The organism is Azotobacter chroococcum (assembly GCF_002220155.1).
GTDB classification, from domain to species: domain Bacteria; phylum Pseudomonadota; class Gammaproteobacteria; order Pseudomonadales; family Pseudomonadaceae; genus Azotobacter; species Azotobacter chroococcum.
Map to the genome: position 1 here is coordinate 1,189,116 of NZ_CP011835.1, position 16,193 is coordinate 1,205,308.

General features: G+C 62.5%; 15 protein-coding genes and 1 pseudogene. 8 read left to right on the top strand and 8 right to left on the bottom strand.

Annotated features, from left to right (window positions below; all coding sequences use genetic code 11):
* Positions 1–8: 8 nt before the first annotated feature.
* From ACG10_RS05515 to ACG10_RS05525, 3 genes are read right to left on the bottom strand one after another with little or no spacing between them, the layout of a single operon-like run.
* Entirely contained in the window at positions 9–1,556 is a 1,548-nt protein-coding gene (locus tag ACG10_RS05515) for an AmpG family muropeptide MFS transporter (RefSeq protein ID WP_089167445.1), read from the bottom strand.
* On the bottom strand, positions 1,546–1,959 hold the full coding sequence (locus ACG10_RS05520; RefSeq protein ID WP_089167446.1) for an MGMT family protein: 414 nt from the start codon (positions 1,957–1,959) through the stop codon (positions 1,546–1,548). Before ACG10_RS05520 ends, ACG10_RS05515 begins: the two co-directional genes overlap by 11 nt.
* A 41-nt stretch (positions 1,960–2,000) precedes the next feature.
* Positions 2,001–2,759 carry an SDR family oxidoreductase gene (locus tag ACG10_RS05525; protein WP_089167447.1) on the bottom strand — a complete coding sequence of 253 codons (759 nt, stop codon included), beginning with the start codon at positions 2,757–2,759 and terminating at the stop codon, positions 2,001–2,003.
* Positions 2,760–2,870: 111 nt separating this feature from the next.
* On the opposite strand from ACG10_RS05525, the gene ACG10_RS05530 reads away from it, so the two are divergent.
* The 5 genes from ACG10_RS05530 to ltrA all read left to right on the top strand — a co-directional run bounded on the left by ACG10_RS05530 (position 2,871) and on the right by ltrA (position 9,156).
* Positions 2,871–3,602 carry a HugZ family pyridoxamine 5'-phosphate oxidase gene (locus tag ACG10_RS05530; RefSeq protein ID WP_232487254.1) on the top strand — a complete coding sequence of 244 codons (732 nt, stop codon included), beginning with the start codon at positions 2,871–2,873 and terminating at the stop codon, positions 3,600–3,602.
* Positions 3,603–3,674: 72 nt separating this feature from the next.
* Positions 3,675–4,142, top strand: a complete 468-nt coding sequence (locus ACG10_RS05535; protein ID WP_089167449.1) for an FxsA family protein — start codon at positions 3,675–3,677, stop codon at positions 4,140–4,142.
* A gap of 308 nt (positions 4,143–4,450) precedes the next feature.
* Complete coding sequence (locus ACG10_RS05540) at positions 4,451–4,744, top strand: co-chaperone GroES (protein WP_089167450.1); 294 nt, start codon at positions 4,451–4,453, stop codon at positions 4,742–4,744.
* 46 nt (positions 4,745–4,790) lie between these two features.
* On the top strand, positions 4,791–6,431 hold the full coding sequence (gene groL / locus ACG10_RS05545) for a chaperonin GroEL (RefSeq protein ID WP_089167451.1): 1,641 nt from the start codon (positions 4,791–4,793) through the stop codon (positions 6,429–6,431).
* A 1,033-nt stretch (positions 6,432–7,464) separates the two neighbouring features.
* Positions 7,465–9,156 carry a group II intron reverse transcriptase/maturase gene (ltrA, locus tag ACG10_RS05550; protein WP_089167452.1) on the top strand — a complete coding sequence of 564 codons (1,692 nt, stop codon included), beginning with the start codon at positions 7,465–7,467 and terminating at the stop codon, positions 9,154–9,156.
* Between the two features lie 242 nt (positions 9,157–9,398).
* Here ltrA and ACG10_RS05555 read toward each other — a convergent pair whose 3' ends face one another.
* Positions 9,399–10,091, bottom strand: a complete 693-nt coding sequence (locus ACG10_RS05555) for a pseudouridine synthase (RefSeq protein WP_089167453.1) — start codon at positions 10,089–10,091, stop codon at positions 9,399–9,401.
* Positions 10,081–10,302 (bottom strand): cysteine-rich CWC family protein, encoded by a 222-nt coding sequence (locus ACG10_RS05560; RefSeq protein ID WP_082045482.1) that lies wholly within the window; start codon positions 10,300–10,302, stop codon positions 10,081–10,083. The genes ACG10_RS05555 and ACG10_RS05560 overlap by 11 nt, the downstream gene beginning before the upstream one ends.
* A gap of 93 nt (positions 10,303–10,395) precedes the next feature.
* Here ACG10_RS05560 and ACG10_RS24290 point away from each other — a divergent pair, with 93 nt between their 5' ends.
* Positions 10,396–10,683 carry a hypothetical protein gene (locus tag ACG10_RS24290; RefSeq protein WP_232487193.1) on the top strand — a complete coding sequence of 96 codons (288 nt, stop codon included), beginning with the start codon at positions 10,396–10,398 and terminating at the stop codon, positions 10,681–10,683.
* A gap of 87 nt (positions 10,684–10,770) precedes the next feature.
* Entirely contained in the window at positions 10,771–11,229 is a 459-nt protein-coding gene (locus ACG10_RS23545) for a hypothetical protein (protein ID WP_157731377.1), read from the top strand.
* Positions 11,230–11,319: 90 nt separating this feature from the next.
* Here the strand turns inward: ACG10_RS23545 and ACG10_RS05575 are convergent, their stop codons facing one another.
* Positions 11,320–12,138, bottom strand: a complete 819-nt coding sequence (locus tag ACG10_RS05575; protein WP_089167456.1) for an enoyl-CoA hydratase — start codon at positions 12,136–12,138, stop codon at positions 11,320–11,322.
* Positions 12,139–12,178: 40 nt separating this feature from the next.
* A pseudogene (locus ACG10_RS05580) lies at positions 12,179–13,183 on the bottom strand (acyl-CoA dehydrogenase family protein).
* A 216-nt stretch (positions 13,184–13,399) separates the two neighbouring features.
* Here ACG10_RS05580 and ung point away from each other — a divergent pair.
* Complete coding sequence (ung, locus tag ACG10_RS05585) at positions 13,400–14,098, top strand: uracil-DNA glycosylase (protein WP_089167457.1); 699 nt, start codon at positions 13,400–13,402, stop codon at positions 14,096–14,098.
* A 13-nt stretch (positions 14,099–14,111) separates the two neighbouring features.
* Here ung and ygfZ read toward each other — a convergent pair whose 3' ends face one another.
* Positions 14,112–15,053, bottom strand: a complete 942-nt coding sequence (gene ygfZ, locus ACG10_RS05590) for a CAF17-like 4Fe-4S cluster assembly/insertion protein YgfZ (RefSeq protein WP_089167458.1) — start codon at positions 15,051–15,053, stop codon at positions 14,112–14,114.
* Between the last annotated feature and the right edge of the window lie 1,140 nt (positions 15,054–16,193).

A 16,193-nucleotide genomic window follows, 5' to 3' on the forward strand; every position in this document is an offset into this window, starting at 1 on the left:
GCCACGGGTCAGGTGCGTTCGGTCACCGCATCGCCGTCTTCCGAGGGCTCTGGGGCGAGAGGCTGCTGCCTCGACTGCCAGAGAATCAGCAGCAGGGTCGGCACGCCGAGCAGGGCGGTGAACAGGAAGAACTGGCCGTAACCGTGCTTTTCCACCAGCACGCCGGAATAGCCGCCGATCAGCCGCGGCAGCAGCAGCATGATCGAGCTGAGCAGGGCGTACTGGGTGGCGGAGAACTTCAGGCTGGTCAGGCTCGACAGGTAGGCGACGAAGGCCGAGGTCGCCAGGCCGGAGCTGAAGTTGTCGCAGGATATGGTCACTACCAGCATTTCCAGGTTGGCACCCATGCTGGTCAGCATCAGGAACAGCAGGTTGGTGGCGGCGGAGGCCACACCGCCGATGAAGAGGATCGGCAGGATGCCGAAGCGGACGATCAGCAGGCCGCCGAAGCCGGCGCCGAGCAGGGTCATGATCAGGCCGAACAGCTTGCTGACGCTGGCGATCTGCTCCTTGCTGAAGCCCTGGTCGATGTAGAACACGTTGGCCATCACGCCGAGCACCGTATCCGACAGGCGGTAGGTGGCGATCAGGCCGAGCAGCAGCAGAGCCTGCCAGCGGTAGCGCTGGATGAAGTCGCTGATCGGCGTCAGCACCGGCGCCAGGCTGCGCCGACCCATGGCCGACAGGCACAGGGTGGTGAGGATGAGGTAGAGCAGAAAGCGCAGGAAGGCGCGATCTTCGCCGATCAGCTCGACCACGCCCATGCGGCCCTGCAGCACCAGCAGGATGTCGCTGCTGTAGAGCTGGGTGAAGGTCGCCGGCACCGAGACCATCAGCACGATCAATACCAGGATCGAGAGCATCTGGTGGTTGAAGCTGAAGCGCGCCGCCTCCTGCTGGGTCTGCTGGGGGACCGCAGGTTCGCGCATCAGCAGGGTGGTGGTCAGGCCGGGCAGCATCAGCAGCGCGAACATCAGGTAGGTGGAACCCCAGGCGGAAGCCTTGTAGAGCCCGCTGGTGGAGCCGAACCAGTCGGCAAAGTACAGGGCCCCGGCGGTGGCCAGCAGGGCGGATACCCGGTAGCCGGCCATGTAGCTGGCCGCCAGGGCGGCCTGGCGGGTGCCTTCGGCAATCTCCAGACGATAGGCATCCACCGCGATGTCCTGGGTGGCCGAGGCGAAGGCGACCAGCACGGCTAGGGCAATCAGCCAGGGCAGGGAGTTCTGCGGATCGCACAGCGCCATCCCGGCCAGCCCCAGGGCGACCAGTACCTGCGACAGCAACAGCCAGGATCGCCGCCGGCCGAGGCGGCCGAGCAGCGGAAGGCGCCACTGGTCGAGCAGGGGGGCCCACATCCACTTGAAGGCGTAGGCCAGGCCGATCAGGCTGGCATATCCGATGGTCTCGCGGGCGACCCCGGCTTCGCGTAGCCACACCGACAGGGTGGAAAACACCAGCATGTACGGCAGACCGGCAGCAAAGCCAAGCAGCAGCAGGGCCAAGGTAGCAGGGCTGGCATAGGCGGCAAGGGCATCGCGCCAGGATTTATGGGACATGGGACTTCGTGGTGGCGGGCAAAGGGCGCACTCTAACCGCAGCGTCATCCGGATTCCAGCTATGTCGGCGAATATCCACGCGATTGCCGTGCACGGTCAGTCCCTCGGCGCGCAGGCGGGCGCGTTGCTCGTCGCCGGCGGGGCTGCCCGGCGCCAGGCTGAGCCGGCCGTCGGCGGCGACCACGCGGTGCCAGGGCAGGCGGGTGTCTTCCGGCAACTGTGCCAGGATACGACCGACCCAGCGGGCAGCCCGGCCGAGTCCGGCCAGTTCGGCGAGGCGTCCGTAGCTGATCACCTGCCCGGCCGGCACCCGGGCTAGGGTCTGGTACAGGGCCTGCCGACGGCTGGCGGCATTCTCCGCTGCGGGCTCGTGGGCTTGGTTGAGGTGGTTTGCGGGATGCATGGGAGAAACGGCTCCAGGCTTTTGCCCGGAGCCTGCCGTCCTTATAGACGCAGACCGCCATCCAGTTCGATGACGCGACCGGTGAAGTAGTCGTTTTCGAAGATGAAGGCGGCGGCATGGGCGATTTCCGCGGGCGTGCCCATGCGCTTGAGCGGGATGCCGGCGGTCATCTTTTCCAGCGCCTCGGGGCGCATGCTGGCGGTCATCTCGGTCTCGATGAAGCCGGGGGCGATGGCCGCCACGCGAATGCCGTAGCGCGCCAGCTCCTTGGCCCAGACCACGGTATCGGCCGCCACCCCGGCCTTGGCCGCCGAATAGTTGGCCTGGCCAATGTTGCCGGCCCGGGAAATGGAGGAGATGTTGACGATCGCGCCCTGGCTGCCCAATTCGACCATCTTCGCCGCCACCTCCCGTGTGCAGAGGAATACGCCGGTCAGGTTGACGTCGATCACCGCCTGCCATTGGGCCAGACTCAGGGTGGTCAGTTCGCCATCCTTGAGCTTGACGGTGAGTCCGTCGCGAAGGATGCCAGCGTTGTTCACCAGACCGTTGATCGCTCCGAAGTCCTTCGCCACCTGGTCGACCATCCGCATGACTTCTTCTTCCCGGGCGACATTGCACAGGTAGGCGCGGGCCTCGCCGCCGGCCGCCCGGCAGGCAGTGACGGCGGCGTCGAGCTTTTCCGCGTTGAGATCGACAAGCGCGAGCCTTGCGCCCCTGGCTGCCAGATATTCGGCCATGGCCCGCCCCAGCCCCTGACAACCCCCGGTGATGATGATGACCTTATCGTTCAGTTGCATCTGCTATCCCTCTTTGGGATGGATTCACTGTTGCCTTGCCGGTGCCGTTACTCGTTATGCTGGGCACTCGTCCGTTGCAACGGATCTTCGACGAGGAGTCATAAGGTGAGCGTGAAGGTGAAGGACCTAAAAGATGCCCGACAATTATTACTCAAAGAGTACCGCGGAGCGCTAGCAACCCTGTCCCAGAGCCTCCCTGGCTTTCCTTTCGGATCGGCGGTGCCCTACTGCCTGGATGCGGCGGGCCGCCCGCTGCTCCTGATCAGCCGGATCGCCCAGCACACCCGCAACCTTCAGGCCGACGGCAAGTGTTCGCTGCTGGTCGGTGAGCGCGGCGCGCTCGACGTGCAGGCCGCCGGACGCCTGACCCTCGTAGCCGAAGCCCGACAACTGCGGGACGAGATCCTGATCGAGACGGCCGCTGCGCGCTACTACCGCTATTTCCCGGCCGCGCGTAACTATCACCGCGCCCACGACTTCGATTTCTGGGTGCTGGAGCCGGTGCGCTGGCGCTTCATCGGCGGCTTCGGCTCGATCCACTGGCTGGAGGGCGTGGAACTGGCCAACCCCTTCGCCGGTGAGGTCGAAGCCGGTATGATCGAACACATGAATCGCGACCATGCCGAGGCCATTGCCCATTATGTCGAGCTGGCCGGGCTGCCGGCCGACGAGCCGGCGGAAATGGTCGGCATCGACAGTGAAGGCTTTCATCTGCGCATCGCTCAGGTGCTGTACTGGCTGCCCTTCCCAATACCCTGTAACAATCCCGCCATGGTGCGCCAGGCCTTGGTACAGCTGGCCCACGCCGCGGTCTGGCCGGCCGCCGGGCAGGAACAGGCTTGAATTGGCGGCGCAATGGGCCCATTTAGTAGTAGTCAGTCAACCGGAAGACATCTTCCGTCCGGGAAATCATTGATGCGTGCTTTTCTACTGCTGTTTCTGCTGTTCCCCCTGCTCGAACTGGCCGTGATGATCAAGGTCGGCTCCGCGATCGGTGTCCTGCCGACGCTGCTGCTGATCGTCCTCGGCGTGCTGGTGGGGGGACTGGTCCTGCGACTCGCCGGCGTGGCGACCGCCTGGCGGGCCCGCGAGCGGCTGGCCCGCGGCGAGTTGCCGGAGCTGGAAATGCTCGACGGGCTGCTGGTCGCCATCGGTGGCGGCCTGCTGCTGCTGCCAGGCTTCGTCAGCGATCTGCTTGCCATACCTTGCCTGCTGCCCTTCACCCGGCACCTCTTGCTGGAGCGGCTGCGCCGCCGCACCGAGGAGCAGGCCTTGCGCCAGCGGGCCTTCTTCGACGATCTAGCCGCCCGCTCCGGGCCGTCCCGCCCGGATGCCTCCCGGCCCAACGTCATCGAGGGCGAGTACGAGCGCCGGGACGACTAGCCGTTTCCCTTCCTTCTGATCCACAGGCTTTCACTTGGCCTCCGGATTTTGGGCCGCACTGTCGGTCCTTCGGTCGCGCTGAGCCTTTACTCGCCCTTGGCCGATCGGCGGACGGAAAATTTTTCTCCGCCACCCTTGAAATGCCCTTGAGCGCCCACATTTAGCGGACACCGCAAGGTTCCTGTCGGACGACAGGCTATCTTCCGCGGTCCCGCGTTGCGGGCCGCAACCGGCAGTGCCGGCTTTTACTAATGGGCCGATGAAGGCATCGGTTGCTGAAACGATAGAAAAACTAGGAGAGATCGACAATGAAGCTTCGTCCTCTGCATGACCGCGTCGTGATTCGCCGTAGCGAAGAAGAAACCAAGACCGCTGGTGGCATCGTGCTGCCGGGTTCCGCTGCCGAGAAGCCGAACCGTGGCGAAGTCGTCGCTGTCGGCACCGGTCGCGTGCTGGACAACGGCGAAGTCCGTCCGCTGGCCGTGAAGGTCGGTGACAAGGTGGTGTTTGGCCCCTATTCCGGCAACAACACCATTAAGGTCGATGGCGAAGATCTGCTGGTGATGGGCGAGAACGAAATCCTCGCCGTCGTCGAAGCCTGATTCCCGCGAGTCTCCGTAGAAAATCCAAGATTGAGGAACGATCAAAATGGCTGCAAAAGAAGTCAAGTTCGGTGATTCCGCCCGCAAGAAAATGCTGGTAGGCGTGAATGTCCTGGCTGATGCCGTCAAGGCCACCCTCGGCCCGAAAGGCCGCAACGTGGTCCTGGACAAGAGCTTCGGCGCACCGACCATCACCAAGGACGGCGTGTCCGTGGCCAAGGAAATCGAACTCAAGGACAAGTTCGAGAACATGGGCGCCCAACTGGTGAAAGACGTGGCTTCCAAGGCCAACGACGAAGCGGGCGACGGCACTACCACCGCCACCGTGCTGGCCCAGGCGATCGTCAACGAAGGTCTGAAGGCCGTTGCCGCCGGCATGAACCCGATGGACCTGAAGCGTGGCATCGACAAGGCCACCCATGCCATCGTCGCCGAGCTGAAGTCGCTGGCCAAGCCGTGCGCCGACGCCAAGGCAATCGCCCAGGTGGGCACCATTTCCGCCAACTCCGATGAGTCCATCGGCAACATCATTGCCGAGGCCATGAACAAGGTCGGCAAGGAAGGCGTGATCACCGTCGAGGAAGGTTCGGGTCTGGAGAACGAGCTGTCCGTCGTCGAAGGCATGCAGTTCGATCGCGGCTACCTGTCGCCGTACTTCATCAACAAGCCCGACACCATGGTCGCCGAGCTGGACAACCCGCTGCTGCTGCTGGTCGACAAGAAGATCTCCAACATCCGCGAACTGCTGCCGGTGCTGGAAGCCGTGGCCAAATCCGGCCGTCCGCTGCTGATCGTCGCCGAAGATGTCGAGGGCGAAGCCCTGGCCACCCTGGTGGTCAACAACATGCGCGGCATCGTCAAGGTCGCCGCCGTGAAGGCTCCGGGCTTCGGCGATCGCCGCAAGGCCATGCTGCAGGACATCGCCATCCTGACCGGCGCCACCGTAATTTCCGAGGAAGTCGGTCTGAGCCTGGAAGGCGCCACCCTGGAGCACCTGGGCAACGCCAAGCGCGTCGTGCTGAACAAGGAAAACACCACCATCATCGACGGTGCCGGTGCCCAGGCCGACATCGAAGCCCGCGTTGCGCAGATCCGCAAGCAGATCGAGGAAACCTCCTCCGACTACGATCGCGAGAAGCTGCAGGAGCGTCTGGCCAAGCTGGCCGGTGGTGTTGCCGTGATCAAGGTCGGCGCCGCCACCGAAGTCGAGATGAAGGAGAAGAAGGCCCGCGTCGAAGACGCCCTGCACGCGACCCGTGCGGCGGTGGAAGAGGGCGTGGTCCCCGGCGGCGGCGTGGCTCTGGTGCGTGCACTGCAGGCCATCGAAGGCCTGAAGGGCGACAACGAAGACCAGAACGTCGGTATCGCTCTGCTGCGTCGTGCCGTCGAAGCGCCGCTGCGCCAGATCGTCGCCAACGCCGGCGGTGAGCCGAGCGTGGTGGTCGACAAGGTCAAGCAAGGTTCCGGCAACTTCGGCTTCAACGCCGCGACCGATACCTATGGCGACATGATCGAGATGGGCATCCTCGACCCGGCCAAGGTCACCCGTTCCGCGCTGCAGGCCGCTTCCTCCATCGGCAGTCTGATGATCACCACCGAAGCCATGGTCGCCGACATCGTCGAAGACAAGCCGGCTCCGGCCATGCCGGATATGGGCGGCATGGGCGGCATGGGCGGCATGATGTAGTGCGACGAGAGTCGCTATAGGTAGGAGTACCTAGCGGGCTACATCTTAGGCGGTCACCACATGGTTGGTGGCCGCTTTTCCCGCAAAACAGCTCTAAAAACCCGAGATCCGGGCGACAAAAGCCCGGATTCAGGGTGCCGTCAAGGCGCTAAGGATTCGACAATTCGTTGCCTAAATATCCGGTCTTCCACTGTGGGGACCATAAAAACGGTATTCGTACTGAGTCTGTATTTCGCGTTTTGAGTACAGGGGAGGTATGGGAGATCGTGTCCAAAAGCTGGCTGCTCCTATCCGTAGGGCGCAAGCCATAGCTGTCATTGTCTCACCCGAAAACCGCGAGGTGGCCGGGACACGAGACCTTCTGTTCAGCCAGAAAGTAGCCTAGGGGCAGTGCGTCGCCGGTAACGGCGGGGTGCGAAGCGTCCTGACAATGTAGTCCCACAATGTCTGTGGTGTGTGGTCGCCGCGAGGCGCCATGCAGACCCTGCGAGCAACACGCGGGCGAGGCGCTAGGCTGGGTGGTACGGCCAACGTAAGTGAACTGCTGATAAACACCGTCAACCGCATGGAGCCAAAGTTGCTGACAGGCTTCGACCAAAAGGTGCGTGACTGGTTGTCCTTTTTACATCTGGGGACACGCTGACATCGAGTCACCGGTGAACAGGCAGGGCCTAACCCACTCTTGTGATGGTTATGGAACTCGGTAAGCCCGTATTTTCGCCACTGGCTGGTAGAGCAGGGGCAGGTCGACCGCAAGGAAGGCTGTTGAAAGTGCGGGTAAAGGAGGTCGGAAAAAGCGAATGCCACCCTGTAACGGGGCTGGATAGGGGCCGTTGCCCCGACCCGAAAGGGTGCCCACTTCCGACTGGTCTTTGATCGCGAAAAGGCTTGTAAAGCCATAAAAAGCTGGCGTCGTTCGGTCCGACCGGCGGCGTCTGAACAGAAATCCCTTGCGGGGTAGTGAACTCACTCCCCGCAAGGGCGACGTGCGTCCGCTGCTCCTCCGGGGAAATCTTCTTTGGAGGAAAGCAAGATGAGTGCGTCTGAAAAGGAAGTGCCTGCGTCCTCCCTCCCGGCCAGCAGTTGGCACACGATCGACTGGGCAACCAGTCATCGGCGGGTGAGAGGGCTACAGGTACGGATCGCGAAGGCAGCCAAGAACCGGCAATGGCGGCAGGTGAAAACCTTGCAGCGCATGCTGGTCCGCTCGTTCGCCGCCAAGGCATTGGCGGTCAAACGGGTCACTGAAAACCGGGGTCGCAGGACTCCGGGCGTCGACGGGGAAACCTGGAGCACGCCTGAAAGCAAATGGAAGGCTATTTTTCGGTTACAGCGCACGGGCTACCAGCCCAGGCCGTTGCGGCGGGTGTACATCCCCAAAGCCAACGGCCAGCGCCGACCGCTGGGAATACCGACGATGCTGGATCGGGCCATGCAGGCGTTATACCTGCTGGCGCTCGAACCGGTGTCCGAGACCACGGCGGACCGGAATTCCTATGGCTTTCGTCCCCACCGTTCCACGGCGGATGCAATCGAGCAATTGTTCGTCAACCTCGGTCGCAAGCACTCCGCGCAGTGGGTCATGGAAGGGGACATCAAAGGCTGTTTCGACAACATCAGTCACGACTGGCTGATCGCCAACGTCCCGATGGACAAGGCGGTCTTACGGAAATGGCTGAAGGCGGGATACCTGGAATCTGGCCAATTGAACCCCACCGGGGCGGGAACTCCGCAAGGAGGCATTATCTCGCCGGTGCTGGCCAATCTGGCGCTTGATGGTCTGGAAAAGGCGCTCGAATCGCGATTCGGGCAACGCAACACCAAAGCCAGCTACAAGACCAAGGTCAACTATGTGCGGTATGCGGACGATTTCGTCATCACCGGCATCTCGAAAGAGCTGCTGGAAAACGAGGTCAAACCTGTCGTCGAAGCCTTCATGGCGGAGCGCGGGTTGAGCCTCGCGGCGGAAAAGACGCTGTTCACGCATGTGTCGGAGGGGTTCGATTTCCTCGGCCAGAATGTCCGCAAGTACGGTGACAAGCTGCTGATCAAGCCAGCCCACCGGAACGTCAAGGCATTCCTGGCCAAGGTCAAGGCACTGATCGAAGGGAACAAGACGGCTCCGGCCAGCCTGTTGATAGACAAGCTCAATCCGGTCATCCGGGGCTGGGCCAACTATCATCGGCCGATAGTCGCCAAGCAGACCTTCAATTACGTGGATTACCGGATATGGAAGTTGTTGTGGCGGTGGTGCAGGCGGCGACATGGAAATCGCTGCAAACGCTGGATCAAGGAGAAATACTTCAAGCGCATCGGTACGCGCAGTTGGGTATTCTCCGGGCAGTATCCCAGCGGCAAACTGGCCACATTGCTGTACGCCGACGACACGACCATACAGCGGCACAAGAAAATCAGAGCGGAGGCCAATCCGTACGACCCGAAAGACGAGATGTACTTCGAGGAAAGGCTGGAATACGCCTGGCGGAGATCGGACGAGGGGAAACGGAGAACGCTGAGGCTGTGGCTTGGCCAGAACAAGCGCTGCCCGATGTGCAAGCAGTTGATCACGTTCGAGACGGGGTGGAACATCCACCACATCATCGAGCGGCACATGGGCGGAGGCGACGAGCTGGACAATCTGGTGCTGTTGCATCCCAACTGTCATCGACAGCTACACAGTGCGGCACCGGCTCTTTCGATTGAGAAAGGGCTTACAAAGGCTTGAGCTGTATGCGGGGAAACTCGCACGTACAGTTCTTAGGGGAGGGGTGGCCAGCAATGGTCGCCCCTTACCCGACAGGCGAGCCGTTCAGCTCCCGGCCTGAAGCTCTGCCTGGCAGGGTGAAAGGCTTCCCAGACGCCCCGACTTGTTCGGGGCGTTTGCTTTTCAGGTGGCCCCCGGCTTGGGCTGGACTCCGCTTGCCTGTCTTTTCCCATCCATCGTTTTTCCGCGGTCAGCCTTTCCCTTCAGATCAGCCGGATCTCCTCTGGCGTCAGTGGGCGGTACTGGCCGGGCATCAGCCCTGGTTCCAGCCGCAAGGGGCCCATGCTTTCCCGGTGTAGGCGCAGCACGCGGTTGCGAAAGTGCCCGAACATCCGCTTGACCTGATGGTAACGTCCCTCGAACAGGGTCAGCCGGGCGCTGCGGCTGTCGAGAATCTCCAGGTGGGCCGGCTGGGTGACAAGATCCTCGAAGGCGAAATAGAGGCCGCGGGCGAAGGTTTCGATGTACTCCTCGCCGATGGGGTCGGCGGTTTCCACGTAATACACCTTGGCCAGCTTGTGCTGCGGATGGGTGATGCGGCGTGACCATTGTCCATCGTTGGTGATCAGCAGCAGGCCGGTGGTGCCGAGGTCGAGACGTCCGGCCAGATGCAATTCCTGCCTGTCCGGCTCGTCCAGCAGGTCGAGCACGGTACGGTGCTGTTCATGGCAGGTGGCGCTGACTACCCCTGCAGGCTTGTGCAGCATGAAATAGCGCGCTGCCCTGCCGGCTTGCAGAACACTGTCGTCCAGTTCGATCCGGCTGAATTCGCGGATCTCGAAGCATCCGTCGCTAATCACCTGGCCGTCGACGCGCACCCGTCCGCCGGCCAGAAGCAGACGGGCGTCCCGGCGGTTGAGGTGAGGCTGATTGCCTAGAAAGCGGTCAAGGCGCATTGGGTGTCGTCTCGTCATGCAGTTGCTGCAGGCAGCGGGGGCACAGGCAGGCCTGGTTGCGGAGGTCCGCTGGCAGGCGCTTCAGCGCGTCGGGATTGGCCGGTCTGGAAAAGCACCAGCACGTGCCCTGGCTCGGCGGAGAGGTCGTCAAGCCGCAGGCGTTGTCGTTGCCGCACAGGGGGCAGCGCTGGGAATCTGCATTCAGGATCATGGCAAAAATTGCACTAATATGGTGCGATAAGAATGTGGCTCACCGAACCAGTGCGCAAGTCCGCCGAAGGGTAATGGCGAAGAGAAAGCGCCCATGCTTAGAATAACCACAGAAAGTTTGCGATTTTGCTCTCTGTTTGGCTGTAAATTATTGTTTTTTATTATTTTTAATGCATTGAGGAAATGCGAGGAGTATTCGATGCGTGGCTTTTCTGTGTGTCTTTTGGGTGCGGTTTTGCTGTTGAGTGGTTGCAGTATTAGTGCACCGGGTGTTCGCGCCGAACTCGGAGACGGCGTTCATCTCGATCTGGGCGGCGGTGGTCACGGAGGGCATGGCGGACATTTTTGCCCGCCGGGACAGGCCAAGAAGGGGAACTGTTGAACGAGCGTATCCATTCGATGACAAAAGGATGTCATCTAGCGGAGGTCAGCACATGCTGGCCTTCGTCGTGTTAGGAGAGCATCCATCATGCTGCGCCGATCTCTACTGGTTGCCCTGCTGGGCCTGTTTCTGCACGGATGCGCCGTCTACGACTATGACGACGACCATGATGGTCATCGCTATTACTCCCACCATGATGATGGCGAATACCGCCATCGGTCTTATGACAATACTTATTGGTATCGCCACCACGATGATCGCAGGCATGGGGATCGTCATTATCACGGGGACTGGCGTGCAGAGCGCAAGGCGGTTCCGCATTACAACGGGCGCTGGGAAGACCGGCATGAGCGTCGCTATGAGGGCCGCAAGGCGCCCGCCCACAAGGACGAGCGCCGCGGCGGTTATTCGCGCATAGTGGAGAGCAAGCGGAAGCAGCATCCGGAGCGTGACCGGCACTCCGATTGGGACCGACATCGTTCCTCGGATCATGATCGTTCCCGTGAGTGGCATGATCGCCGTGACCGGGACGACTGGAGCGACTGATTCCCAGGGGTTCCTGGATATATCGGAAGCGACATGCCGCGTGGGACAGTCGGCATCCCGGCGCTGCGTGCGGAGCCTTCGGGAGCTGCCCTACCGGTTGCGCCACTGTGGCGCGCGCTTCTCGAGAAAGGCGTTGACGCCCTCGTGGGTATCTTCGGCCTCGAAGAGGTCGACGAAGCGTTCGCGCTCCTCTGCCAGCCAGCCGTTGGGCCCGCGCTCACGTGCGCCCTGGATCAGTGGCTTGATCGTGCGAACCGCGACCGGGCTTTGCTGCGCCACCTTGGCCGCCAGCAGCAGGGCCTGCCCGCGGGACTCTCCGGGCTCGACGACCTCCTCGACGAGTCCGATGCGCCGGGCCGTTTCGGCATCCACCCGCTCACCGCAGAGAATCATGCGTTTGGCCCAGCCTTCGCCGACCAGCCAGGGCAGCAGCTGGGTACCGCCAGCGCAGGGCAGCAGGCCCACCGCGGCCTCCGGCAGGGCCAGCAGGGCCTGACGTTCGGCGATGCGGATGTCACAGGCCAGTGCGCACTCCAGGCCGCCGCCCATGGCATAGCCGTTGATCGCGGCGATGGAGACGCCGCGGAAGTCGCGCAATGCCTCGAAGGCCTCGCCGAAGCGTCGGGCCATCTCGCGGGAGCGGGCCTTGTCGCCGTCGGCAAACAGCTTGAGGTCGGCGCCGGCACTGAAGAATTTTTCGCCCTGACCGGTCACCACCAGGGCATAGATGTCGTCGTCGCGGTTGAGGTGTTCGAGCAGCAGGCGCAGGCCGATCAGCGAGTCGCGGTCCCAGGTATTGGCTGGTGGATGGTTGATGGTGATCAGCGCAGTATGCCCGTGCTTTTCCACTGTCAGTTTGTGGGTCAGATCGAGCAGGCCGGGATGATAGGTTTCTACGGCATGACTCATGGCGGTTTCCTTGGTTGGCAGGCCGATGACCGCGGGCGGACTACAGCAGCCGCTCCAGCGTGCCGCCTTTCTCCAGAAGGTGGCGGGCGATGATCACTCGCATGATTTGGTTGGTACCTTCGAGGATCTGGTGTGCGCGACTATGGTGTGCTCAGCGCTCCAGCGGATAGTCGTTCAGATAGCCGTAGCCGCCGTGAAGTTGCAGGGCCTCGTTGCAGGTCTCGAAGCACTGGTCGGTGGCGAAACGCTTGGCCATCGCACAGTAAAGGCTAGCCTGCGGATGGCTGCGGTCCAGTCAGTCGGCGGCCAGCAGCACCATCTGCCGGCTGGCGGTGAGCTGGGTGAGCATGTCGGCGAGCTTGAACTGCAGGGCCTGGAACTCGGCCAGCGGCTTGCCGAACTGCCGGCGCTCCCCCGACGTAGCCCTGCGACTGCTCCAGGGCTGCCCGTGCCGCACCGAGGGAGCAACTGGCGATTCCATCCAGGGCCCGCATCGCATAGACGAACCCCTGGCCCTCCGGGCCGACGCGATTGGTCGCGGGAGTGCATATCTCCTCGAAGGTGACGGTGCGGGTCGGCTGGGCGCGCCAGCCCATCTTCAGTTCGTTGCGTCCGTAGCGGATGCCTGCGGCATCGGCTGGTACCAGAAAGCAGGAGATGCCCTTGGCACCATCTTCTCCGGTGCGGGCCATGACGATCAGCACATCGGTGCTGCCGGCGCCGGAGATGAAGCATTTGCTACCCTGCAGTACATAGACGTCGCCATCGCGACGGGTCCGGGTGCACAGGTGGGCGGCGTCGGAGCCGGCATCCGGTTCGGTCAGGCAGTAGGAGGCAGGCAGCTCGCCCGCAATCATGCGCGGCAGCCAGGTCGTCTTCAGTGCGTCGTCGGCAAAGCGGGCGAGTATCCAGCAGGCCCTGTTGTGGATGGTCAGGTCGGCGGTGGTGGCGACGCAACCGGCGGCATGCGGTGCCCGTTCGCGGCTGGCGAAGGTCTGGGCACTGTCGACAGCAAGCGTTGTTCCTCGGTGAGTTCGAAATCCACCGGCACTACCCGCGCCTATCGTTGTTGTAGCACCGCTACCGAGAGGTTGGGCATCGGCGCTCTTGGCCGGCTGAACAGGTTTTCCAGTGGCTGAGATGGATGGGGCTCTTATGTTGTTATAGCGGCATTGGGGAGAGTTTTCATGGCAAGCCCATGCCCTTGACTTGGCGGCAGGGCTTCTCTAGCGTGCCGCAGTCATTTGCGAGAGGGAAAGGAATGGGCAGCGCCGAGGAGCGTATCAAGCTGGAGGCTTCCTGGAAGGAAGCGCTCCATGACGAGTTCGAAAAGCCCTATATGCAGGAGCTGGGCGATTTCCTGCGGCGGGAAAAGGCTGCCGGCAAGGAGATCTATCCACCGGGAGCACTGATCTTCAATGCGCTCGACTCGACGCCCCTGGACCGGGTCAAGGTGGTGATCATCGGCCAGGACCCCTACCATGGCCCTGGCCAGGCCCATGGCCTGTGCTTCTCGGTGCAGCCGGGCGTGCCGGTGCCGCCGTCGCTGCAGAACATCTTCAAGGAGCTCAAGCGCGATCTGAACATCGACATGCCGAAGCATGGTCATCTGCAGCGCTGGGCCGAGCAGGGCGTGCTGTTGCTCAACACCTCGCTGACGGTGGAGCGGGGCAATGCCGGGTCGCATGCCAGCATGGGCTGGCAGCGCTTCACCGATCGGGTGATCGAGGTGATCAGTCAGCGGCGGGAGCATGTGGTGTTCATGCTCTGGGGTGCCCATGCGCAGAGCAAGCGGCGTCTGATCGATCCGGGCAAGCACTTGATCCTCTGCTCGGCGCATCCCTCGCCGTTGTCGGCCCATCGCGGCTTCATCGGCAATGGCCATTTCAGCCATGCCAACCAGTTTCTCGAGCAGCATGGCCTGTCGCCGATCGACTGGCGCCTGCCGGAGGAGCCCTGAGCGCGGAGCCGCCCTAGCGTTGGGTTTCCAACTCGTGGTTCAGCTCGTAGGGAAGGTCAAGCAGGTGCAGGGCGGGACCCTCGGGGGCGCCCAAGGTGATGCGGCCATCCTCGACGGCATCTTCCTGCAGCACGGCGAGCAGTTCGACACCCTTTTCCGCCGGGACGGCCAGAACCACTTCGCCGACACTGGTGCGGTGCACCGGGGAGAACAGCTCGGTGGCGGGCGCCGGTGCTTCGTCGCCCTCCAGCGCCAACCGATAGAGACGGCGCTTGAGCTTGCCCAGGTACTGCATGCGCGCAACGATTTCCTGGCCACTGTAGCAGCCCTTCTTAAAGCTCACTCCGCCAACCGCCTGCAGGTTGATCATCTGCGGAATGAACAGCTCGCGGGTCGCACCGAAGACCTGGCCGACCCCGGCGCGGATCTGCGCCAGCAGCCAGTGCTCCAGCGGGGCTTCGGGCAAGTGGCTGGCCAGTCGGGCGCGCAGTGTCTCAGTCTGCTCTGCCGGCGCCCAGAGCTCGGCGCGCTCGCCCTCCAGGCGGATGGCGATGAGTTCCCCGTTGCGGACGACCCGGCCGGCCTCCCGGGGGAGATCCAGGCCCAGGCGGACGAGGGCGGCATCGCCGCCCATGAGACCGAAGCGGCTCCAGGCACCGCTTTCATCGCTCAGTTGGGACTTGGAGAAGGCCGCGAACTTCTTCAGCTCGGTCTGCTGTGGCTCGATCAGTTCGCTGGCCATGGCCAGGAGAAAGCCGTCCCGGTCGGGGAGGAGGCGAAAGCTCGACACCATGCGCCCCTTCGGTGTGCAGCGGGCGCCGAGACTGGAGCTGCCATCCTTCAGGTAATTGAGGTTGCAGGTCACCTGTCCCTGAAGAAATTTATCGGCATCCGGGCCGCGAACGGCAAGCACACCTTCGTGAGCCAGCGGACAGAAGAAAGCGGAATCAGCCATGATCGTCACTGCAGTTGATAAAGAATGGCTGTCATCATAGAGACCGGTCCATGCCTTGTCAGCGGTGTCGTCGCGTTGCGACGCCGCTATAATGCAGCCTTCTGTGCGACACGTATGTTCGTGTCGTGCTTGGTTGGGGTAGCTCCCTGTGGCACCTAGCTTCTTGATATTCAAGAAGTTGAAGCCCGAATAAGCCTAAAAAAACACCTGGCTTGCCCAGACTAAAAGACCCGCCTGCGGGGAGGCATGTCCCCCGTCTGACGGGAAAAATGCGTCTCAAGATTTGGTCGGAAACGATCAAAACTTGATCTAGGCGTCTGAAAAAGAACGATCCGAGTCGCTCGGATTGTTTCAAAATATTTCGAGAGCCCCCGAGGGTGAATTACGCCCTCCGGGGCAGAATTCACCTTCGGAGCGACTCGGCTGTTTTGGCCCTCGCCCCCGTCGTGAGACGCCGGAGGTGTTTTTATCCAAGCACGGAGCGACAGCTCCGGATCGCATTGCTCAGCTCTGCTGGTTCAGGGAGTACCGAGCCTGGCGTGTACCCGCCAGTTCACTAAATCGGCATGCGTCGGGGGCCAACCCCGGGGTGTGAAGCCCGATCGACAATGTCCCCTCTCGTCAGAGAAGCGCAATCCGGTAACGGAGCGTGCGATGTGTCCGAATTGCACGGGCACAGGGGGGCTAGTGACCCAACCCGCATGGCTAACGCATGTGAATCGTCGACTGAACCCTCGTAAGCATTGACGGGCCTACGGCAATTATTGGCCCCAGCCAAAACGGCAAAGCAGTTGGTTGTCACGGTAGAAGGTCGTGATGCGGTATCACTACGACTGCCGGGGGAAAGACGGAGCCTAAACGGGGAATCGATGCGTTCCGGGGAACGTGGCAATCCCGACCACCCGCCAACGGCCAGCAATGGCACGGGCAGGCGCCCCACAAGGGGCGCTGAGGGGTGTGGGGAATAGGACGGTGCAAGAAGCGAAGGGCGACCTGTAATGGGTCGTATACCGGTTGAAAAAGTATCGGCAGGGGATAACCCTGGCTGACGTGCACCTGGTCTACAGGCGCAACGGAAACCGCTGATTCCAGCATGAAAACGACCCGAGGGGCGGACTCCACCCCTTGGGGGCAGTCCGC

What these genes read in the sequence shown, in the direction of transcription:
- ACG10_RS05515 (WP_089167445.1), bottom strand. Translation starts at nt 1,556, where the DNA reads ATGTCCCATAAATCCTGGCGCGATGCCCTTGCCGCCTATGCCAGCCCT.
- ACG10_RS05520 (WP_089167446.1), bottom strand. Translation starts at nt 1,959, where the DNA reads ATGCATCCCGCAAACCACCTCAACCAAGCCCACGAGCCCGCAGCGGAG.
- ACG10_RS05525 (WP_089167447.1), bottom strand. Translation starts at nt 2,759, where the DNA reads ATGCAACTGAACGATAAGGTCATCATCATCACCGGGGGTTGTCAGGGG.
- ACG10_RS05535 (WP_089167449.1), top strand. Translation starts at nt 3,675, where the DNA reads ATGCGTGCTTTTCTACTGCTGTTTCTGCTGTTCCCCCTGCTCGAACTG.
- ACG10_RS05540 (WP_089167450.1), top strand. Translation starts at nt 4,451, where the DNA reads ATGAAGCTTCGTCCTCTGCATGACCGCGTCGTGATTCGCCGTAGCGAA.
- groL (WP_089167451.1), top strand. Translation starts at nt 4,791, where the DNA reads ATGGCTGCAAAAGAAGTCAAGTTCGGTGATTCCGCCCGCAAGAAAATG.
- ltrA (WP_089167452.1), top strand. Translation starts at nt 7,465, where the DNA reads ATGAGTGCGTCTGAAAAGGAAGTGCCTGCGTCCTCCCTCCCGGCCAGC.
- ACG10_RS05555 (WP_089167453.1), bottom strand. Translation starts at nt 10,091, where the DNA reads ATGCGCCTTGACCGCTTTCTAGGCAATCAGCCTCACCTCAACCGCCGG.
- ACG10_RS05560 (WP_082045482.1), bottom strand. Translation starts at nt 10,302, where the DNA reads ATGATCCTGAATGCAGATTCCCAGCGCTGCCCCCTGTGCGGCAACGAC.
- ACG10_RS24290 (WP_232487193.1), top strand. Translation starts at nt 10,396, where the DNA reads ATGCTTAGAATAACCACAGAAAGTTTGCGATTTTGCTCTCTGTTTGGC.
- ACG10_RS23545 (WP_157731377.1), top strand. Translation starts at nt 10,771, where the DNA reads ATGCTGCGCCGATCTCTACTGGTTGCCCTGCTGGGCCTGTTTCTGCAC.
- ACG10_RS05575 (WP_089167456.1), bottom strand. Translation starts at nt 12,138, where the DNA reads ATGAGTCATGCCGTAGAAACCTATCATCCCGGCCTGCTCGATCTGACC.
- ung (WP_089167457.1), top strand. Translation starts at nt 13,400, where the DNA reads ATGGGCAGCGCCGAGGAGCGTATCAAGCTGGAGGCTTCCTGGAAGGAA.
- ygfZ (WP_089167458.1), bottom strand. Translation starts at nt 15,053, where the DNA reads ATGGCTGATTCCGCTTTCTTCTGTCCGCTGGCTCACGAAGGTGTGCTT.